We start from the raw sequence: 21,059 nt of genomic DNA, 5'->3' as shown, positions 1-21,059 counted from the left end.
CCTGTGGGAGCGAGCCTGCTCGCGAAGATGCCAGCCCGGATAACATCAAGCGCGAAACTGCCCCAGGCTAGCCTTCAACTGCGCCGCCAGACCATCCAGCACCTTGCCACTGGCCGTGGTTTCCACCACTGCCTGAGCCGCTTTCTCGGCTTGGGCGTGAATCGTTTCGACGCGCCCACGCACTGCCTGTGCACCCTGCGCCTGATGCGCTGCTGCTTGCGTCGCCAGACCGATCGCCGCATGCACCTGCTCGACCGAAGCCTGCACCGATTGCTGCAAGCGCGCACTGTCGCGCAAGACCAGCAAACCTTCGCTGGCCTGTCGTCCGGCCTGACCAATCGCCTCGACTGCCTCACGTGCGCCCTGCTGCAGAGCGACGATGTGCGCTTGAATATCGCCCGTCGAGCTCTGCGTTTTGCTCGCCAGTGCCCGCACTTCATCCGCCACCACGGCAAACCCACGCCCGGTTTCACCGGCCCGCGCCGCCTCGATCGCAGCGTTCAATGCCAGCAGGTTGGTCTGTTCGGCGATGCCGTGAATCACCGTCAGCACCACCTCAATCTGCTCGCTCTGCTGCGCCAGTCGCTCGATAACCTTCGCCCCGGTATCGACCTGCCCGGCCAGCGCTTCGATCAGGCTGCCAACCTTCGCCGAAGTCCGGGTGTTCTCATCGGTGGCCTGACGAATATCGACAACCTGCTTGAGCGCCGCCTGCATTGCCTGACTTTCCGACTGCGCCTCGTCTGCCATTTGCGACAGCGCGCGCAGGCTTTCTGCAACTTCATCGCGCTGCATTCCGGCAGCCGCATCGGCGCCAGCGTTGCGCAAAGTCATCGCGCCAATTTCCACGCCAGTGCGCTGCGCGACATCGCCCGCCTCGCGCACGATCGGCTGCAGCTTGTCGACGAAGCGATTGACCGCCGACGCCATGTCGCCGATTTCATCCTTGCTGTTGATCTGCACACGCTTGGTCAGGTCGCCCTCGCCCGCCGCCAGATCGTCCATCGCCGCATTGAGCATTTTCAGGCGATTGACCACGCGATGACCGAGCACCACGGCCAGCAACAGCAGCACGCCGCAACCGACCAGTGCCAGGCCAAGGCCGATACGCCAGCGCAGTGTCGCGGCAGCATCTTGAACGGTTTGTGCGGTGTTGGCTTTCATTTCGCCAGCGGTGCCCTGCGCCGATTGCAGACGCGCCTGCATCGCTTTGGCGCTGTCCGCCGCCGCGCCTTTGAGGCTGTCGCCGACCAATTGATCGCTGCTGGCAATCAGCGCCAGGAAGCGCTTGTCGAGCTCGGCCAGATCGGTTTCCACCGAGGCCGTGGACACACCCATCAGCACTTTGCCGATTTCCACGCCGTTGGGATTGATCGAGGCCTCTAGGTAGTAGACCGAAGGATCATTCTTCGCCGCATCCAGCACTTTATCCAGCGCGCGCTCGCCCTGACCTTTTTCCAGCAAGGCCTTGTTGATCGGGTTTTCACGGTTGAGATAACGGGTCAGATGCTGGCCGGTGGCGTCGTCATACACCACGAACAGCACGTTGGGATTGCGCTGGGCGCGGCGGGCGAACTCCGAGAGCGTCGGCACGTCGCTGTCCTGTCCCACATGGCACGCGGCGCTACGGATGCAAGCAACTGCGCCATGTCGTTGGCCGAATCCTTCAGGTCCTTTTCCAGCGTCGCTCGCAGCTGCGCCTGCTCTTCTTTCAGACGCGCGGACAGGCCGACCGTCAGGCGCTGACGAGTGCTGGCCGATAACGCATCAAGACTCGAAGTGACTTCACGCCCGGCCTGCTCCAGCTCACCGGAGAGCTTCTGGCTGTCGGCACCCAGGCGCACGGCCAGATCGGCTTCCAGCGCGGTCACCGTGCTCCGCGTCAGGGCAACCGCCACCAACACCTGCACCAAAAGGGCGATACCAAGGGTAACGAACACTGGCCGCAACAAACGGCTTTGTAACAGTGAGAGAACGGCTGACACTTTAAATCCCTCTACTTCTGACGCCATTAATTTGATGGCACTCTTGTAGACAGATTCACAGCAAAGGTCATGCCGTCCAACAGGCATAAACGACAAAGGCCCCGATTAAGGGGCCTTTGTTTTTTACATCAACGACTTATCAAGCAAACGGATGACGCAGAACGATGGTTTCGTTGCGGTCCGGGCCCGTCGAAATAATGTCGATCGGCGCGCCGATCAACTCTTCAACGCGTTTGATGTAGGCACGAGCATTGGCCGGCAGCTCTTCCAGGGTTTTTGCACCCACGGTCGATTCGCTCCAGCCTGGCACTTCTTCGTACACAGGCTGCAGGCCTACGTAGCTGTCAGCATCGGTCGGTGCAACAGCATTGCCTTGCGCGTCTTTGTAGCCGACGCAGATGTTGATGGTTTCCAGACCGTCGAGTACGTCCAGCTTGGTCAGGCAGATGCCCGAGATGCTGTTCACATCGATAGCGCGACGCAGGATGACGGCGTCAAACCAGCCGCAGCGACGGGCACGGCCGGTGGTAGCGCCGAACTCGTGACCCTGCTTGGCCAGGTGCGCACCGACTTCGTCAAACAGCTCGGTCGGGAACGGACCGGAACCGACGCGAGTGGTGTAAGCCTTGGTGATGCCCAGGATGTAGTCGAGGAACATCGGACCCACGCCCGAACCGGTCGCCACGCCACCCGCGGTGGTGTTGGAGCTGGTCACGTACGGGTAGGTGCCGTGGTCGATGTCGAGCAACGAACCTTGCGCGCCTTCGAACATAATGTCCTTGCCGGCACGACGCAGGTCGTGCAGCTCGGCGGTCACGTCGAGCATCAGCGGCTTGAGCAGCTCAGCGTATTCCTTGCACTCGGCCAGGGTCTTTTCGAATTCGATGGCTGGCTCTTTGTAGTAACCGACCAGCATGAAGTTGTGGTAATCCACCAGTTCCCTCAGCTTGTCTTCGAAGCGCGGCATGTTCAGCAGGTCGCCGACACGCAGGCCACGACGGGCAACTTTATCTTCGTACGCCGGGCCGATGCCGCGACCGGTAGTACCGATCTTCAGCTCGCCACGGGCCTTTTCACGGGCCTGGTCCAGCGCGACGTGGAAGGACAGGATCAGCGGGCAGGACGGGCTGATACGCAGGCGCTCGCGCACCGGTACGCCTTTCTCTTCCAGCTTGGTGATCTCGCGCAGCAGGGCGTCAGGTGCAACCACCACGCCGTTGCCGATCAGGCATTGCACGCCTTCGCGCAGCACGCCCGACGGAATCAGGTGCAAGACGGTTTTCTCGCCGTCGATCACCAGCGTGTGACCCGCGTTGTGGCCACCCTGGTAGCGCACTACGGCGGCAGCATGTTCGGTCAGCAGATCAACGATCTTGCCTTTGCCCTCATCACCCCACTGGGTGCCCAGGACTACGACATTCTTACCCATAACACTTGTCCTCATTCGCGCAAACTTGGTGCCGGCGATGGCCGGCAGGAAAACTCAAGAAGCCAGTGGCGATACTTGCCAAAGCCCGTTCTGCTGAATCAATTGCCGGTCGCAGTCCGCATCACGGGCGGCGGCCAAAGGTTGTCCAGGCAAGGCCTGAACGACACGCTGACCCTCACTGCGCAACTGGCAAACCTGCTGCCAGAGTGCCGCATCCGTACTGTCAGGCATCCAGATACCGCCAGACGGTAGCTCGATCTCAGCACGCCCCAGGGTCACCAGGGTTTTCAAATCGGTAGAGAAACCGGTCGCCGGACGGGCGCGGCCGAAGTCAGCGCCGATGTCATCGTAACGACCGCCCTGAGCGATGGACTGGCCAACGCCCGGCACGAACACCGCGAACACCACACCGGTGTGGTAGTGGTAGCCGCGCAACTCGCCGAGGTCGAAATACAGCGGCAGCTGCGGGAAGCGCACGGAAAGACGTTCGGCGATCGCCAGCAGATCTTCCAGCGCCGCCAGCACCGGCGCCGGGGCATTGGCCAGACGCTCGCGGGCAGCGCTCAATACTTCACGGCCGCCGCACAGATCAACCAAGGCACGCAGCATCCCCGACAGATCGGCCGGGAGACCTTCGGTCAGGGTAATCACTTCATCGATGGCCTTGCGCTGCAGGGCATCGAACAACTGCTGCTCGACTTCACCGGACAGACCGGCGGCGCGCGCCAGACCACGGTAGATGCCGACATGGCCGAGGTCCATGTGCACGTCCGGCACATCGGCCAGTTGCAGCATGGCCAGCATCAGGCTGATCACTTCGACGTCGCTGCTCGGGCTGGCGTCGCCGTACAGCTCGGCGCCCAGCTGGATCGGGCTGCGCGAGGACGACAATGCACGCGGCTGGGCATGCAGGACACTGCCTGCGTAGCACAGACGGCTCGGGCCTTCGCGGCGCAGGGTGTGCGCATCGATGCGCGCCACTTGCGGCGTGATGTCGGCGCGGAAACCCATCTGCCGGCCCGATTGCGGGTCGATGACCTTGAAGGTACGCAGATCCAGGTCCTGGCCCGCGCCGGTCAGCAGGGATTCCAGGTACTCGATATGGGGAGTCACGACAAACTCGTAACCCCAGCTCTGGAACAGATCCAACACCTGACGACGCGCGACTTCAATGCGCGCCGCCTCCGGTGGCAGTACTTCTTCGATGCCATCTGGCAGCAGCCAGCGGTCTACCGTTGCCATTACGCCATTCCCCTTTGATCCGGGCGGCCAGCACGAGGGCGAGCCTTGAGTGAAGCAGAAAATGACCGGGTCGTTCAAAACGCACGCGCATGAACGACGCAGCGAAAGGCCGGCTGGCGGCTTCGCCCATCACTTTCCTCGAAAAACGCTCGGGCTATTCAAACCCGATGCCTGCAACAAAAACAGCAATCAAACGTGCAGACGCAAAAAAGCCGGGAATTTCCCGGCTGCCGCATCATACACACGTTTTCCGAAAGGATCACCCCGCCCGAGGTTTTAGCCGCCGGGCGGACTGATTCAGGTCAACGTCGTATCAAGGTTTGGCTTTTTCCAGGTAACGGAAGAAGTCGCTGCTTGGGTCGAGGACCAGGACGTCGGATTTGTTCGCGAAGCTTTCACGGTAGGCACGCAGGCTACGGTAGAAACCGTAGAACTCCTGATCCTGACCGTAGGCCTTGGAGTAGATCGCAGCTGCCTGGGCGTCACCGTCACCGCGAACCTCTTCGGATTCACGATAGGCTTCGGCCAGCAGCACGCGGCGTTGACGATCGGCGTCGGCACGGATGCCTTCGGCCAGCTCGTTACCCTTGGCGCGGTGCTCGCGAGCTTCACGCTCACGCTCGGTGCTCATACGCTCGAACACACTGCGGTTCACTTCTTTCGGCAAATCGATGGCCTTGACCCGGACATCGACCACTTCGATACCCAGCTCTTTTTCCGCCATCTTGTTCAGCGATGCAGTGATGTCAGCCATCAGCGCATCACGCTCACCCGACACCACTTCGTGCAGGGTGCGCTTGCCGAACTGGTCACGCAGGCCGGATTCCAGACGACGGGACAGACGTTCGTCGGCGATCTGCTTCAGACCCGAAGTTGCGGTGTAGAAGCGCTCGGCATCTTTCACCCGCCACTTGGCGTAGGCATCGACCATCACGGCTTTCTTTTCCAGGGTCAGGAAGCGCTGCGTCGGTGCATCCAGCGTCAGCAGACGCGCGTCGAATTTGCGCACCTGGTTGACGTAAGGCACCTTCACATGCAGACCCGGCTGGACATCGGCCTGAACCACACGACCGAATTGCAGCAGCACCGCGCGCTCGGTCTGAGCGACGATGTAGAAGCAATTCCAGCCCACCAGTACCACAACGACGCCAACGATCAGGGCGATCAGCGATTTATTGCTCATCAGCGGGTCTCCCTTGTACGCGTCTGCGGCACGTCAGTGACATGCGGCGTGACGTCCGTGTTGTTGCTGGCGGCCGAACCGGTCACCGGTGCGTTGCCCGAGCTGTTCTGGATCATTTTGTCCAACGGCAGGTAAAGCAGATTGCTCTGGCCGTTCTTGTTGCCGGTCACGAGTACCTTGCTGGTATTGCTGAAGACTTCCTGCATGGTGTCCAGGTACAGACGCTCGCGGGTAACTTCAGGTGCCTTGCGATACTCGGCGACCAGCTTGGTGAAGCGATCGGCCTCACCCTTGGCGCGCGAGATGGTCTCGTCGCGATAACCGTTGGCATCTTCGATGATGCGCTGGGCCTGACCACGGGCTTCCGGCACCACACCGTTGGCATAGGTTTCAGCCTGGTTGCGCGAACGCTGCTCGTCTTCACGGGCGCGGATCACGTCATCGAAGGCTTCCTGTACTTCACGCGGTGCCGCTGCGCTCTGTACGTTGACCTGGGTGACGGTGATACCGGTGCGATAGGTATCGAGGAAACGTTGCAGACGCTCCTTGATTTCGCTGGCCATCAATTCACGACCTTCGGTCAGCACCTGGTCCATGGCGGTGGAACCGACCACGTGACGCAGCGCACTTTCAGTCGCGTGCTGCAGGCTGATTTCCGGCTGATCGACGTTCAGCACGAAGTCCTGCAGGTTGCTGATCTTGTACTGCACGGTCAGCGGCACTTCGACGATGTTCTCGTCTTCAGTCAGCATCTGGCCCTGCTTGGTGTACGCACGCTCACGCGTCACGTTCTCCATGTACTTCTTGTCGATCGGCGGGAAGTAGATGTTCAGGCCCGGGCCGACAGTCTCGTAGTACTTGCCGAAGCGCAGCACAACGGCTTGCTCCTGCTCGTCCACCACGTAGACCGCGCTGTACAGCCAGACAGCCGCCAGCACGACCAGGCCGATGCCGAGCAGACCGCCGAAGCCGCCACTGCTGCGCCCCGACCCGCCGCCGTCATCACCGCGTTTCTTACCACCACCGAACAACCCGTTCAGGCTTTCCTGCAGCTTTCGGAAGGCCTCGTCGAGATCCGGTGGTCCCTTGCGGTCGCCGTTATTGCGGCGCTTGCCACCCCAGGGATCCTGATTATTCGAGTTGCCACCCGGCTCATTCCAAGCCATAGCGCTCTCCATCTGATAAAGCAAAGACGCACCCACGGCGCGCCGACCAATGCTACAGAATGCCTGCCGTTGCGGCACAACCGCTTTGTCAGGCTTTTATTGCAAAGTGTGTTGCTCGATGAATTCCATCGGCTGCAATCCTTCGCGGCTTACCAATCGATTCAGCTCGATCCGGGGCAAACGAACGGCCAGCAGGCTGACACCTTCATCATCGTATTCTTCTTTCTGCACCGCCCCGAGTTCGAAGAACTGCGCACGCAGCCGAGCGAATCGTTGCGGCAAGCGCAAGGTACCGACGAACAGATCACTGCCGAGCAACTCGGCGATGGCCTGTTCAAGCAATTCCAGACCGCTGCCATCACGCGCCGAGAGCCAGACCCGTTGCGGCTTGCCATCGGCATCGCGCTGGATCTGCGGCTCGACGCCTTCAAGCAAATCGAGTTTGTTATAGACCTCGAGGATCGGCAAGTCCTGGGCACCAATCTCGCCCAGCACCACCATCACCTGCTCGATCTGCAACATGCGATCCGGTTCGGCCGCATCGATCACGTGCAATAGCAGGTCGGAATTGCTCGACTCTTCGAGCGTAGACCGAAATGCCTCGACCAGCTTGTGTGGCAGGTGACGAATGAACCCCACGGTGTCGGCGAGGACGATGGGACCGAGGTCGTCAAGCTCCAGCCGGCGCAGGGTCGGGTCGAGCGTGGCGAACAGTTGATCGGCCGCGTACACCTCGGACTTCGTCACGTTGTTGAAGAGTGTCGATTTGCCGGCGTTGGTGTATCCCACCAGCGAAACGGTAGGGATGTCCGCACGGGATCGGCCACGGCGCGACTGCTCGCGCTGACTGCGCACCTTCTCCAGCCGCCCCTTGATCTGACGCAGGCGAACCCGCAGCAGACGGCGGTCGGTTTCCAGCTGGGTTTCACCCGGACCGCGCATACCGATACCGCCACCCTGACGCTCAAGGTGAGTCCAGCCGCGAACCAGCCGCGTGCTCATGTGGTCAAGCTGGGCCAGTTCGACCTGCAGCTTGCCCTCATGGGTGCGTGCGCGTTGGGCGAAAATATCGAGAATCAGCCCGGTGCGGTCGATCACGCGACACTCGAAGACACGTTCAAGGTTGCGTTCCTGACTGGGCGTGAGGATGTGATTGAAAATCACCAGATCGGCTTCTTCAGCCTTGACCAGGTCGCGCAGTTCCTCGACCTTGCCGCTGCCGATCAGATATTTGGCGGTTGGCCGATGACGCGGCACGTTAAAAAACGCGACGGTCTCGGCGCCAGCCGAATTTGCCAACTCCTGAAACTCCTGCGGATCTTCGCGCGCCTCAGGGTCCTGTCCATCCAAGTGAACGAGGATGACTCGTTCACCACCACCGTGGCGCTCAAAGAACAAAGGAGACTCCTATCAGGCGTTACCCGGCGCTGCATCGGCATCGCCCTGTTCGTTTTCGGTTGCGCTAGGCAGACGAATTGGACGAACCGGCACGACGGTCGAGATAGCGTGTTTGTAGACCATCTGGCTTACGGTGTTTTTCAGCAGGATCACGAACTGGTCGAACGACTCGATCGTCCCTTGCAGCTTGATACCGTTGACCAGATAGATGGAAACCCCGACTTTCTCTTTACGTAAAGTGTTCAGGTAAGGGTCTTGTAGCGAATGCCCTTTTGACATGTGCCGCACTCCTTTAAGGATTCAATAATAAAAACAGGTAAATTCAGATGGCTTCGGCCGTCACACCCCCAAGGATAGACGGCAATTGCAAGGACTCAGCTCAATATGGAGATGGTCCCAAGGTATTTCAAGGCGCGTGGCAGATTGTCGCAATCAAGACTGTCCAGCCAATGCAAATCGTCCCAGCTGCGCAGCCAGGTAAACTGGCGTTTGGCCAATTGGCGCGTGGCGATGATGCCCCGCTCCTGCATCTGGGCCAATGTCAGCTTGCCGTCCAGGTAATCCCAGACTTGGCGGTAGCCTACCGCACGTATAGACGGCAACCCCGAATGCAGGTCACTTCTTTTACGCAGGGCTACGACCTCGTCGATGAATCCCTGTTCCAACATATTTGTGAATCTTTGTTCAATTCGCTGGTGCAGAACCTGACGATTCGCCGGAGCAATGGCCAGGTTCGCGACAGTATAGGGCAATTGTTGCCGTCCCGAAGCGGCTGCTTCAGTACTTTGCACAGATTGTTGCTCGCGCAGAGCGGTCATGCTCTGCCCGCTGACTCGATACACTTCCAGTGCCCGACTCAAGCGTTGCGGATCATTGGGATGGATGCGCGCCGCCGACACCGGATCGATCTGCGCCAACTGTTCGTGCAGGGCTTGCCAGCCGAGGCGTGCAGCTTCTTCCTCGATCTGCGCGCGGACCTCGGGATCGGCTGCCGGCATGTCCGCCAGACCTTCGACCAGAGCCTTGTAATAGAGCATGGTGCCGCCGACCAGCAGCGGGATCTTTCCTCGCCCAGTGATTTCGGCCATGGCCTGCAACGCGTCGCGACGGAAATCGGCAGCGGAATACGCTTCAGCGGGGTCGAGAATGTCGATCAGCCGGTGCGGGTATTCGGCCAACAACTCTTTCGAAGGCTTGGCCGTGCCGATGTCCATGCCGCGGTAGACCAGCGCCGAATCGACACTGATCAATTCGCACGGCAGCACCTTGGTCAGCTCGATGGCCAGATCGGTCTTGCCCGCAGCGGTCGGGCCCATCAGGAAAATCGCTGGAGGCAGCTGGCTCATCAACGACCGCGCAGGAACAGTTTGTCCAGATCGTCCAGGCCCAATTGGGTCCAGGTCGGTCGGCCATGGTTGCATTGACCGCTGCGCTCGGTGTTTTCCATATCGCGCAGCAGACCGTTCATTTCCGGCAGGGCCAGACGCCGGTTGGCGCGGATCGCGCCGTGGCAGGCCATGGTGCCGAGCAGTTCGTTGAGGTGCGCCTGGATACGGTCACTGGTGCCGTATTCCATCAGGTCAGAGAGCACGTCGCCGACCAGTCGATTGGCTTCGGCCTGCTTGAGCAAAGCGGGAATCTGCCGGATCGCCAGGGTTTCCGGCCCCAGTCGCTGCAATTCAAAACCAAGACGCTGAAACCAAGCGGCGTGTTCTTCAGCGCAATCGGCCTCGCGCTGACTGACCGCCAGCGATTCCGGCACCAGCAACGGCTGGCCACTGAGACCTTCGCTGGCCATGGCGATTTTCAGGCGCTCGTACATGATTCGCTCGTGGGCGGCATGCATGTCCACCAGCACCAGGCCATGGGCGTTTTCGGACAAAATATAGATGCCCTTGAGCTGCGCCAGTGCATAGCCGAGCGGCGGGATATCTTCCTGACCGGTTGGCAGCGCGCTGGCATTGGCTTCAGGCAGCGGCGCGAAAAATTCCTTGTATGCGGCTTGCGCCTCGGCAGCGGGCAGCGCCGATTGCGGACGCGGCGTGTATTGATACTGATAAGCGCCGCCAGCGCTAGCCCCGGACGGAGTATTGAACACCGGCTGCGCCTGAGGCTGCTCCAGCAGCGCATTGGCGGCTAGACGCATCTCGCCTTGCGGGCCGAACTCGCCAGCCTCGATCCCACTCGGCCGAACGATCGCCGTGGTGACCGAGCCGGCAAGTTGATCTTCCGGACGCACATCGCCCAGCGCACGGTGCAGCGTGCCATACAGGAAATCGTGGACCATGCGCCCGTCACGGAAACGCACTTCGTGTTTGGTCGGGTGCACGTTGACGTCTACCGCTGCGGGATCGACCTCGAAAAACAGCGCGAAGGTCGGGTGCCGACCATTGAACAGCACGTCGCGATAAGCCTGGCGTACCGCGTGGGCCACCAGTTTGTCGCGCACCGCACGGCCGTTTACGAAGAAATACTGCAAATCCGCCTGACTGCGGTTGAAGGTCGGCAAACCGACCCAGCCCCACAGGTGCAAGCCATTGCGTTCGATCTCGATCGGCAACGCCTGCTCAAGGAAACCCGAACCGCAGATCGCCGCCACACGCCGGGCGCGGGCTGCATCATCGTGGGCCTCGTGCAGGCTGAGGATGGTCTTGCCGTTGTGGCGCAGATGAAAAGCCACGTCGAAGCGCGCCAGCGCCAGACGCTTGATCACTTCCTGCAGGTGATCGAATTCGGTTTTTTCGGTCTTGAGAAATTTGCGCCGGGCCGGGGTGTTGAAGAACAGGTCGCGGACTTCCACCGAAGTGCCGACCGGATGCGCCGCCGGCTGCACGCGCGGCGCCATGTCCCGGCCTTCGGTTTCGACCTGCCAGGCCTGATCGGCATCGCGGGTGCGCGAGGTCAGGGTCAGACGCGCCACGGAGCTGATCGACGCCAGCGCCTCGCCACGGAAACCCAGGCTCATCACCTGTTCGAGGTCTTCGAGGTTGCGAATCTTGCTGGTGGCGTGACGGGCCAGGGCCAGCGGCAGGTCATCGGCGGAAATACCGCTGCCGTCATCGCGCACGCGCAGCAACTTGACGCCGCCCTGCTCGACATCGACGTCAATACGCCTGGCGCCGGAGTCGAGGCTGTTTTCCAGCAACTCCTTGATCACCGAAGCCGGGCGCTCAACCACCTCACCAGCGGCGATCTGGTTCGCCAGTCGTGGGCTGAGCAGCTCGATGCGCGCGGTGTTCATTACCTGGTTCATTCTTTGGACGCCAGTTCGGTGCCTGGAATGGTCAGGTGCTGACCGACTTTCAGCTCATCGCTTTTCAGATTGTTGGCGGCGCGCAAGGTGGCCGGCGAAACCTGATAGCGCACGCCGATCATCGCCAGGGTTTCCCCCGGCCCGACGCGGTGGTCGCGCGGGCCTTGGGCAATCTTGCCGGAATCACGCAGCCAGGCGATGTAGGTGCCCGGCGGCGGATTCTGCTGGAAGAACTGGCGCACGCCGCTGCTGATCGAACGGGCCAGCGCTTGCTGATGGCTCGACGCGGACAGCTTGTTCGCTTCGTTGGCGTTGGAAATGAAGCCGGTTTCAACCAGGATCGACGGAATGTCCGGCGACTTCAGCACCATGAAGCCGGCCTGTTCCACGCGCTGTTTATGCAGCGGCGTAACGCGACCGATATTGGTCAGCACCTTCTGGCCGACGTTGAGACTGGAGGTCAGCGACGCAGTCATCGACAGGTCGAGCAACACGCCGGCGAGCATGCGGTCCTTGTCGTCGAGGCTGACGTTGCCGGCACCACCGATCAGGTCGGATCGGTTTTCACTGTCGGCCAGCCAGCGGGCGGTCTCGGAGGTAGCGCCACGATCGGACAGGGCGAACACCGAAGCACCGAAAGCGGCCGCGGACGGCGCAGCGTCGGCGTGGATCGAGACGAACAGGTCGGCGCCCTTCTTGCGGGCGATTTCGGTACGCCCGCGCAATGGAATGAAGTAGTCGCCGGTACGGGTCAGCTCGGCGCGGAAGCCTTTCATGCCGTTGACCTGACGCTGCAGTTCGCGGGCGATCTGCAGCACCACATCTTTCTCACGCTGGCCGCGCGAGCCGGACGCGCCCGGGTCTTCCCCTCCGTGGCCGGCATCGATCACGACGATAATGTCGCGCTTGCCAGCCGGGGCTGGCGGCAGCTTGATCGCCGGTTCGGTCGGAGTCACCGGCACCGCCGGCACGGTCGCTACCGATGGCGTCGGGGCTGGCGGCGGCGCGGCATCGGCCGGGTTGTCGAAAAGATCGACCACCAGACGGTTGCCGTATTGCGCGTTCGGCGCCAGCGAGAAGCTTTTCGGGGTGACGGCTTTTTTCAGGTCGATGACCACCCGCAGGTCGGTCGGCGTGCGCTGGGCTGAGCGCATCGCGGTGATAGGCGTGTTCGCGGTCTGCACGTTCAACGGCGCGCCGAGGGTGGCGCCGTTGATGTCGATCACCAGCCGATCAGGGGCTGTCAGGGTGAAAACGCTGTGCTGCACCGGGCCGCTGAGGTCAAAGACCAGTCGCGTGTTGTCCGGCGCACGCCACAGGCGCACGCTGTTGACCTTTGAATCGGCCACAGCGTTGACGGTTACTGCCATCAACATCAGTCCAGCGGCAGCCACCAACGCGCGAAAGCGCATACCAAACCCCATCATTTAATTGGATTCCAATGCCAAAGCGGCACACCAGGCCTCGCCACGCGAGCCCTGGGCTAAAATTTTCAGCGAACGCCCGCTGTCTTGCGGGCTAATGGTAATGGTCAGGTCAGGCTTTGGCAAAAAGCCTGCACCTTTATCGGGCCATTCGATCAGGCACAGGGCATCGTCTTCGAAGTAGTCGCGGATGCCGAGAAACTCCAGCTCCTCGGGATCGACCAAACGATAGAGGTCGAAGTGGAAGGCACGTATGTCACCGATCTCGTAGGGCTCGACCAATGTGAAGGTCGGACTTTTTACCGCGCCGACATGCCCCAGCCCACGAATGATGCCCCGTGACAGGGTGGTTTTGCCCATACCCAGATTACCTTCAAGAAAAATCAGGCCATGGCCCTGGGTGACGCGGGCGATCCGTGCGCCAAAGTCGCTCATTGCCTGTTCATCGGCCAGGTACAGGGTTACTTCAGACACGGTGCTTGCTCCTCCAACAACTGACGAATGGCTGGAATCAGATCACTGGCCGCCAGCCCACGGCCGAATTTGCCTTGTTGCATACCCGCGTTGGCGTGCAGCCAGACGGCCAGGCATGCCGCATCGAACGCGTCCATGCCCTGGGCCAGCAATGCGCCGGTCAGACCGGCCAGCACATCCCCCAACCCGCCCGTGGCCATCGCCGGATGGCCCTGATGACATAGGGCCAGACGCCCATCGGGATGGGCGATCAGACTGCCGGCCCCTTTTAGAACCACTACCGCTGAATACTTTTTGCTCAACGCCAGAGCAGCGGCCGGGCGATCGGCCTGCACTTCGGCGGTACTGATGCCAAGCAAGCGCGCCGCTTCACCCGGATGCGGGGTGATCACGCAATCCTTGGGCAACTGGACAAAATCGCTGGCCAGCAGGTTCAACGCGTCGGCGTCCCACACTTGCGGCAACGCAGCATTGGCGGCCGCCGACGACAGGGCACGGCCCCAACTGGCCTGACCGAGACCCGGTCCGACCACCAGCACCGAAACCTTTTCCAGCAGCCCCATCAGTTGATTGGCTGACGAAGTGCCGAGCGCCATCGCCTCCGGGACCCGAGTCAGCGCCGCCGGCACATGCTCTGGGCGAGTCGCCAGCGAGACCATGCCCGCGCCGCCGCGCAAGGCCATTTCCGTGCTGAGCAGAATCGCTCCGCCGAAACCGTGATCGCCGCCGATCAGCAACACGTGGCCAAAGCGGCCCTTGTGCGAGGTCGGCGCGCGCGGCGCAAGTGCTGGAAGATTAGCGGCGCTCAGGCGCTGAGCGCAGACAGGAATGTCACTGAAAATTTCGTCGGGGGCTTGCAGGTCGCTGAAGACCAGCTCACCGATATGATCCGCCGCATCACCGGTCAACAGCCCGACCTTCATAGCAATGAAGGTCACCGTTAGATCGGCGCATACCGCGACACCCAGTTCACACCCGGTATCGGCACACAGCCCGGAAGGAATATCGACCGCCGCTACCGGCAAGCCGCAGGCGTTGATCGCTTTGATCGCCGAGGCATAGGGCTCACGCACTTCGCCGCTCAGGCCAGTGCCGAGCAAGGCATCGAGGACGACACCGCACAGCTCGCTTTGCGCCTGCCAGCCTTGCACCACAACACCAGCAGCCACGGATTCGGCATGGGCCAGTGCGGCATCGCCCTGCAAACGTTGCGGATCGCCGACGGCGAGAACGCGCACGGTCCAGCCGGCCCGCAGCGCCAACCCGGCCACCAGATAACCGTCACCGGCATTGTTGCCATGGCCGGCGAGCACGGTCAGCTCGTTCGCGCCCGGCCATTTGCGCACCAGTGCGCGCCACGTCGCGCGGGCGGCGCGTTGCATCAATTCGAAGCCCGGCGTGCCGGCGGCGATCAGCCGCGCGTCGAGTTCGCGCACCTGCGCGGCGCGGTACAGCGCGTCGGGTAATTCATCTTTCGTCTGCGGCATGCGTCTTCGGGCTCCGATGTCTGGCAGAATTATACGCACCTCAGCTCCGGTTTCTCTCGCCTCATGTCCGCCATCACCACAGACCTGCCCGCCCTCGCCCAATCGATCAAGGATTGGGGCCGCGAGCTGGGCTTCCAGCAAGTCGGCATCAGCGGTCTGGACCTGGCCGAACACGAGCAGCATCTGCAGCGCTGGCTCGAGGCCGGCTACCACGGCGACATGGACTACATGGGCGCCCATGGCAGCAAACGCTCGCACCCGGAAGAGCTGGTGCCGGGCACGTTGCGCGTGGTTTCCCTGCGCATGGACTACTTGCCAGGCGATACCGAAATGGCCAAACGCCTGGCTGAGCCGGAGAAGGCTTACGTGTCGCGTTATGCCTTGGGCCGCGATTACCACAAATTGATCCGTAAACGTGTTCAACAATTGGCCGACAAGATCCAGGCGGAGATCGGCCCGTTCGGCTTTCGTGCGTTTGTCGACAGCGCACCGGTGCTGGAAAAAGCCATCGCCGAACAAGCTGGACTGGGCTGGATCGGTAAAAATACCTTGGTGTTGAACCGCAAGGCCGGCAGTTATTTCTTCCTGAGCGAACTGTTCGTCGACCTGCAGCTACCGGTGGACGAACCACACAGCACTGAACATTGCGGGCGTTGCACCGCATGCCTGGATATCTGCCCGACCAACGCCTTTGTCGGCCCGTACGTGCTGGACGCCCGGCGCTGCATTTCCTATTTGACCATTGAGCTGAAAACCGCGATTCCCGAAGAATTGCGGCCATTGATAGGCAATCGGGTGTTTGGCTGCGATGACTGCCAGATCGTCTGCCCATGGAACCGCTTCGCTCGGCCGACTGGAGAAAGCGATTTCAAGCCACGGCACAATCTCGATAATGCCGAGCTGGCTGAACTGTTCATGTGGGATGAAGAAAAGTTCTTGAACAGCACCGAAGGTTCACCGTTGCGGCGTGCCGGGTACGAGCGCTGGTTACGCAATCTGGCGGTGGGACTGGGGAATGCGCCTTCATCGATTCCTGTGCTGGAAGCGTTGAAGGCGCGACGTGATTATCCGTCAGAGTTGGTCAGGGAACATGTCGGGTGGGCACTGGAACAGCACGCCCACCGCGCGCTCGCAAAACCGGCAAGCGCACTGTTCAAATCGTAGCCGGGCCTTGAGTGTTCCTGCTTTCGCTTTGTATCGTTTCGTTGCGTGCTCCGACTTACTTTTTTTCCTTTAAATGACCACCCAGCTGGTTGATGACCGCGATCCGCTCCTTGGCGTTTTCGGTCATATATATTCGGTCTCCTTGCGACAGATAGAGATGCATCGGCTTTGATGCTGAGCCGGATGGACCATGCATGGGCGTGTATTTGGCATGAATCAGCGCTGCAGAAGACGTCGGGGAGTTACCCGCCTCAATGTGCTGCATGAAAGTTTCGGCCTTTTCAAGCAAGCCGGTAAGGCCCTCTTTCTCAAGGATGTTCTTTTTGGGGTCGACCCTGACGAGTGACCATGGTTTCTCGGCCTCTTCCTGAACGGCCGCGCTGGCCTTCGCCTTCGCCTTGGCCGCCGCCTTGTTTCCCTTACCCTTGATCATGCCTCGGGCCATCTCTTGACCCGCTGCTTTGGAGCCTTTACTACTCAGGCCCTGCTTGAAGGCGCCAGCCAGTTTCCTGCCAGCATTGATGCCCGCTTTGGCACCAGCTGCCAGCCCTGCCCCCACCGAAGCCAGCCCAAGACCAAAACTGATCCAGCCCAATATCTCGCCCGCTTGAGAACCCGGTGCGAGTTCATTGACCACCTCGCTGGCAATACCCGCCAGGCCTGAAGCAACCGCCAGCCCCAATGCCGCCACTGCCCATGGCGTCGCCGCGCCCATCGTCACCACGCTGGCAACAATTCCGAGAACACTGAGGCCGATGCCCAGGATCGATTGCCAGGAGATATGCCCGGTAGGGTCGACACGATTGACAGGGTCGCCCAGGCAATAACTGTAGGCATTCAATCCGCCCGCGCCAAATGGACTCATGCTGTCGGGGGCGAGAAAGCGCATCAGTGTCGGACTATAAGCCCTGTAACCGTTGCCCAGCAGATACAGCCCGGTAACCGGATCCAGCTGTTCGCCGTTGAACCCTGCCACGCTGAACAATCCACCTTCGGCGGGACGATGCCCATAAGGGCTGTAGGCGCAATCGGTGAGCTGCTCCTTGCCCAGCGTTGCCAGCACACTTTGCTGCTGATCGGTGGCGTATAGCTGCGCGTCGGGGTTCAACCCCGATTGCTGTTGCCCCACGAGCGCTCCACCGTGACGCACAACACTGGTTGAACTTTCACCACTCACCTCGTTGGCAACCCGGCCTGCGTAGTAGTAACGCTGCACAATTGCTTTTTCGGCTTGCGACAGCTCCACCAGATCGTCGAAACCGTCGTAATGGTAGCCACGAATCACTGATCCCCCTGCGCTGGACAACTGCTCGAGACGTCCGAACGCGTCATAGGCCAGCGTTCGCGCCTGGTCGTCCTTGATCATCCTGCCGTTGGCGTCGTATTCCAGCGTCACTGCCGAGGGATAGTCGACGTGGGAATGTTTGACGGCGCTGAGCTGTGCAGGATCAGGATTGTCGTAACTGAAGGTGGTCAGATTCACCCCCAGCGGGAACTTCGTCTGCACGGTGAGGATGTTATCCAATGCATCGAAGGTGAATGTCTGGCGGATAATTTCCTTGCCATACGGATCGCGCGGCTTTTGCGTGCCGGCACAGTCGTACTGGATCAAGCGCCCGCGCACATCGTAGGTGAACTGTTCATCACGTAACACTTGAGTGCCACGTCTGGACACTTTCTGCGCCAGTTTGCCAGCCAGCGTGTAAGTCGATTCCAGGGTCTGGTCTGGCTGCCCCTGAATCTCGAATGTTCGGCGGGTTTCACGCCCGATATCGTCATAGGCAAACCGGGTGAGCATTTGACGCTTGATTGACGTTTCTTCGGTTTTCGTCCAGTCCAGCATCCCCGTCTGCGCGTCGTAGTGGAATTCGGTTTTAAGCGAGCCTTGAGAGGTGGATAGCAGGCGGCCGTGCTTATCGTATTCGGATGTGCTTTCGACTCCGAGCACATTGACATGGTTGATCGGTCGCCCCTGCAGGGACCAGCTACTGGAGGTTGCTTTGGTGATAGCGCCGAGGGTCGTCGTTTCGGTTTTCACACGCCCGGAGGGGTGATAGGCGAAATTGCGCTGTCTGCCGTTTTCGGTACAGGTCAAGGGATTGCCACTGAGGGGGTCATACGTCATGGTCGTGACCAGATCCCCTGCCCTGCGCTCAGTCAGCAGGCCGCCCAGTTCCCGCAAATAAGTGAATTCGGTTTTTTTGCCTTCAGCACTCCTGTACCACTGCGGCTGGGTGAAGCCCGCTTCATAACCTGCCTCGGACTTACGTCCGCCAACGGTACTTCGGATCAAGCGACCCAGACCGTCATAAGTTTGCTGCCCCAACACTTTGTCAGCGACCTTGATGTTGATCGGCAGACCTTCATCACTGTGCGCGGCGTAGTCGGTCACGACCGCAGTGGCGTCGGGCAGGACACTGCGGGTTATCCGGTCAAAAACGTCGTACTCATATCGGCTGGTATTGCCGACAGGGTCTGTCTGACTGGTTGTGCGCCCGTAGCCGTCATAGGTGTACACGGTTTTGCCGAGACTTTTGTTCTTCAGATTGAAGCTCTCGACACTCAGCGGTTTACCGAAATCATTGACGAGGGTGATCGTCTTGCCCATCCCCTGGAGCCAATGGGTCTGCCGGCGAAGAACCGGGTCCGCCTCGCTGTGTTCGATACGTCCATCATCGTGCAGCGTCTTGCTGACCTGGCCCCAGGAATCGAATTCGTAGCCGGTGCTGACCGGATAAGGCTTGCCATCACGCCAATCAGTCAGCGTCACTTTCACCTTGTGGCCGACCGAATCATGCAGCGCAGAATAAAGCGTGCGTGTCTGAATCAGACCGTCCTTGTCGGGATGGTCGCAGTCCTTTTCATGAACGGTGATCACCCGTTCCATCCCGTCATAAGTCACTTTTTGCTCGCCGCCAGCAGGATCCGTGGTCACCATTGTCGCCGGATGCTGTTTGCTGGCAGCCAGATAGGTCCACCGGGTAACGGCCGCATATGGGGTGCCGCCAGCAACCGTTTTGCCCACTGCCCGACCGATTGCGTCGTACTCATGCTCGATGTGCTCGCCATCGACAGCGACTTCAGAGACCTGTAATCCGGTCAGCGTCGACAGCACTTTCTCACTGGTCTGCAGCGTGCCGTCAAATCCGCGCGTGCTGGACCTGACTCGCAACCTGTCACCCTCAAGTTCATAGGAAAACTCGATAGCGGTTTTTTTATCATTCAGGATGACACTCTGCTCTTTCGTGGCTCCATGCTTGAGTGGATCCCCGGGCGTATTCAAATAACTGCGTGCGGTTTTCGAACGCAATACCTCAACGCCTTCCAACACTTCACAAAAACGCTCCTCGACCGGTAACACGGATGCCAGTTCCGCACCGTCCAGCGCCGGATGCAGCGCGTAGTCGTAGTAGGTGACTGTCGAAGCACCATCGGATGCGGCAGCAGTCACCGTCCTTTTTTTCGGGAATCTGGAAAAGCCCAGCGGATCCTCTGGGCAGTTATCTCCACCACTGGCCGGATAAAATTCCGTGGTCGTCGTCACCCCAGTGGGCTCGACCTGCTTGAGCAAGTTACCTTCGTCATCGAACTCGGTGACGGTGGTTTCCACACGCTGCTGTTGGGTGCGCCGATCGAGGTACGTCACCGTGTGGACTTTAGGCATGCGGAACTGAGCCACCTGCTCACTGAATGGCTTGGTAATGGAACAGTGATACTCCGTGGTGGTGGCGATCTGAGCGTCACCACAGGTTGTAACCTCAGCCACCAACAGATGGAATTTGTTGTAGGTGCGTTTGATGCGGGTATGTACTTTGCCGCTGACCAGCAAGTGCTCGTCCAAGGTGTAGACGTAGTGGCCGGGCGCCAGATAGAGAGGATCCAGGTCACTATCCTTGGCAGGAAGGAGGCCCTGCCCAAGGAAGTTATGGTCGGAGTACGTGTAGGTCTTGCAAAGTCGGGGCTGGCCGCGCCCTGGGTAGACATCGTGAGCAATCACAAACGGCAGTGTCCGTTCCACACCGCTGATGAAGCGGTGGCCGTGCCGCTTGTAGCGAATGATTTCGACCCCGCGCAGCGGATTGACGATGCGATGAACATAGCTGGCTCCAGCGATGACTTCATACTCAAGGTCCCAACCCTTACCAACCGGCAGCTCGATGGCCGTCACTCGAGAGTTTTTCAAGATCAGCTTGTAGTTGGAACTGGAAGTAGTGTCGGGATGCCGGGACAGCGTCACCTGGCCAGCCGCGCGGGTGATTTTCAACAGGCAGCGCTTGGCATCACGGACTTCGGCCAATCGGGGAAACTGGTTGAACAACTCATGCTTCAGCGTAATGCTCACACCGTTCGCAGCGATTATTTTTTCCGCGACGGCGACCTGAGTGCCGGCCAGGACTTTGAGCAGTTCACGCCGGCCATCCTTGTATCGAACTTCATAGCGCCCTGCTCCAGCGACTGACACTTTCGCCGTTTGCAGTTTCATTTCCTTGAACTTAAGGCCGGTAGACGTCTCGACAGCCTTGTAGCGCTCACCGTTGGACAAGGTCATCACTTTGCTGCGCAAGTCATAATTGGTCAGTGTCAAAGACCAGCCAACGCCGAAACCACTATCCGCCTGATTGAGCGGATTAAAGCCCACTGAAAGCGCAAGTTCCGGACCATTGAGATCCGCCGAGTGCAACTTGCCAAGCGAAAATGCGCAGGTGTACATGCCCGTGCGGGGATCAACGCCTCCTGAAACAAATTCACCAAAGTTGAAAGCGTTTGAATGAACAGAGGGAGAGAAATTACTTTCCATTGGTAAACCGTCCTTTTATTTCCAGACTTAGGTTGAGCAGTTAAAACTGGCCAGCA

Annotated in this window: 14 protein-coding genes and 1 pseudogene; 2 read left to right on the top strand and 13 right to left on the bottom strand. The window is 60.3% G+C overall.

Annotation, left to right across the window (positions count from 1 at the left end):
* Positions 1-45: 45 nt before the first annotated feature.
* The 3 genes and pseudogenes from ACZ9BE_RS00365 to ACZ9BE_RS00355 form a co-directional block, all read right to left on the bottom strand.
* A pseudogene (locus ACZ9BE_RS00365) lies at positions 46-1,985 on the bottom strand (methyl-accepting chemotaxis protein).
* Positions 1,986-2,124: 139 nt separating this feature from the next.
* A complete protein-coding gene (locus ACZ9BE_RS00360; RefSeq protein ID WP_016771943.1) occupies positions 2,125-3,414 on the bottom strand; it encodes an adenylosuccinate synthase in 1,290 nt (429 codons plus the stop codon).
* A gap of 54 nt (positions 3,415-3,468) precedes the next feature.
* Positions 3,469-4,656, bottom strand: coding sequence for an ATP phosphoribosyltransferase regulatory subunit (locus ACZ9BE_RS00355; protein ID WP_016771944.1), 1,188 nt, complete (start codon positions 4,654-4,656; stop codon positions 3,469-3,471).
* Between the two features lie 89 nt (positions 4,657-4,745).
* Between ACZ9BE_RS00355 and ACZ9BE_RS00350 the strand changes: the two genes are divergently transcribed.
* Positions 4,746-4,952 (top strand): hypothetical protein, encoded by a 207-nt coding sequence (locus ACZ9BE_RS00350; protein ID WP_150638270.1) that lies wholly within the window; start codon positions 4,746-4,748, stop codon positions 4,950-4,952.
* Positions 4,953-4,969: 17 nt separating this feature from the next.
* On the opposite strand, the gene hflC is transcribed toward ACZ9BE_RS00350, so the two are convergent.
* The 9 genes from hflC to ACZ9BE_RS00305 form a co-directional block, all read right to left on the bottom strand.
* Positions 4,970-5,839 carry a protease modulator HflC gene (hflC, locus tag ACZ9BE_RS00345; RefSeq protein WP_016771945.1) on the bottom strand — a complete coding sequence of 290 codons (870 nt, stop codon included), beginning with the start codon at positions 5,837-5,839 and terminating at the stop codon, positions 4,970-4,972.
* Positions 5,839-7,005, bottom strand: coding sequence for an FtsH protease activity modulator HflK (hflK, locus tag ACZ9BE_RS00340; protein ID WP_024011368.1), 1,167 nt, complete (start codon positions 7,003-7,005; stop codon positions 5,839-5,841). The genes hflC and hflK overlap by 1 nt, the downstream gene beginning before the upstream one ends.
* 96 nt (positions 7,006-7,101) lie before the next feature.
* Positions 7,102-8,403: a ribosome rescue GTPase HflX gene (gene hflX / locus ACZ9BE_RS00335; RefSeq protein WP_041480728.1), complete on the bottom strand. Its 1,302-nt coding sequence runs from the start codon at positions 8,401-8,403 to the stop codon at positions 7,102-7,104.
* Between the two features lie 12 nt (positions 8,404-8,415).
* Entirely contained in the window at positions 8,416-8,682 is a 267-nt protein-coding gene (hfq, locus tag ACZ9BE_RS00330) for an RNA chaperone Hfq (RefSeq protein WP_016771947.1), read from the bottom strand.
* 95 nt (positions 8,683-8,777) lie between these two features.
* The gene (gene miaA / locus ACZ9BE_RS00325; protein WP_150638272.1) at positions 8,778-9,749 is read right to left on the bottom strand and encodes a tRNA (adenosine(37)-N6)-dimethylallyltransferase MiaA; all 972 of its coding nucleotides are present in this window, start codon (positions 9,747-9,749) and stop codon (positions 8,778-8,780) included.
* Positions 9,749-11,656, bottom strand: coding sequence for a DNA mismatch repair endonuclease MutL (mutL, locus tag ACZ9BE_RS00320; protein ID WP_310219206.1), 1,908 nt, complete (start codon positions 11,654-11,656; stop codon positions 9,749-9,751). The genes miaA and mutL overlap by 1 nt, the downstream gene beginning before the upstream one ends.
* Complete coding sequence (locus ACZ9BE_RS00315; protein WP_370593506.1) at positions 11,653-13,032, bottom strand: N-acetylmuramoyl-L-alanine amidase; 1,380 nt, start codon at positions 13,030-13,032, stop codon at positions 11,653-11,655. Before ACZ9BE_RS00315 ends, mutL begins: the two co-directional genes overlap by 4 nt.
* Positions 13,033-13,083: 51 nt before the next feature.
* A complete protein-coding gene (tsaE, locus tag ACZ9BE_RS00310) occupies positions 13,084-13,554 on the bottom strand; it encodes a tRNA (adenosine(37)-N6)-threonylcarbamoyltransferase complex ATPase subunit type 1 TsaE (protein ID WP_016771950.1) in 471 nt (156 codons plus the stop codon).
* Complete coding sequence (locus ACZ9BE_RS00305; protein ID WP_252877329.1) at positions 13,542-15,041, bottom strand: NAD(P)H-hydrate dehydratase; 1,500 nt, start codon at positions 15,039-15,041, stop codon at positions 13,542-13,544. Before ACZ9BE_RS00305 ends, tsaE begins: the two co-directional genes overlap by 13 nt.
* Before the next feature lie 63 nt (positions 15,042-15,104).
* On the opposite strand from ACZ9BE_RS00305, the gene queG reads away from it, so the two are divergent.
* On the top strand, positions 15,105-16,205 hold the full coding sequence (gene queG, locus ACZ9BE_RS00300) for a tRNA epoxyqueuosine(34) reductase QueG (RefSeq protein WP_476248790.1): 1,101 nt from the start codon (positions 15,105-15,107) through the stop codon (positions 16,203-16,205).
* 55 nt (positions 16,206-16,260) lie between these two features.
* On the opposite strand, the gene ACZ9BE_RS00295 is transcribed toward queG, so the two are convergent.
* Positions 16,261-21,003, bottom strand: coding sequence for an RHS repeat domain-containing protein (locus tag ACZ9BE_RS00295; RefSeq protein ID WP_476248789.1), 4,743 nt, complete (start codon positions 21,001-21,003; stop codon positions 16,261-16,263).
* Positions 21,004-21,059: the final 56 nt, after the last annotated feature.

The sequence above is a fragment of the Pseudomonas sp. TE9122 genome, assembly GCF_056278925.1.
This window is presented reverse-complemented; position numbering and strand designations above follow the sequence as displayed.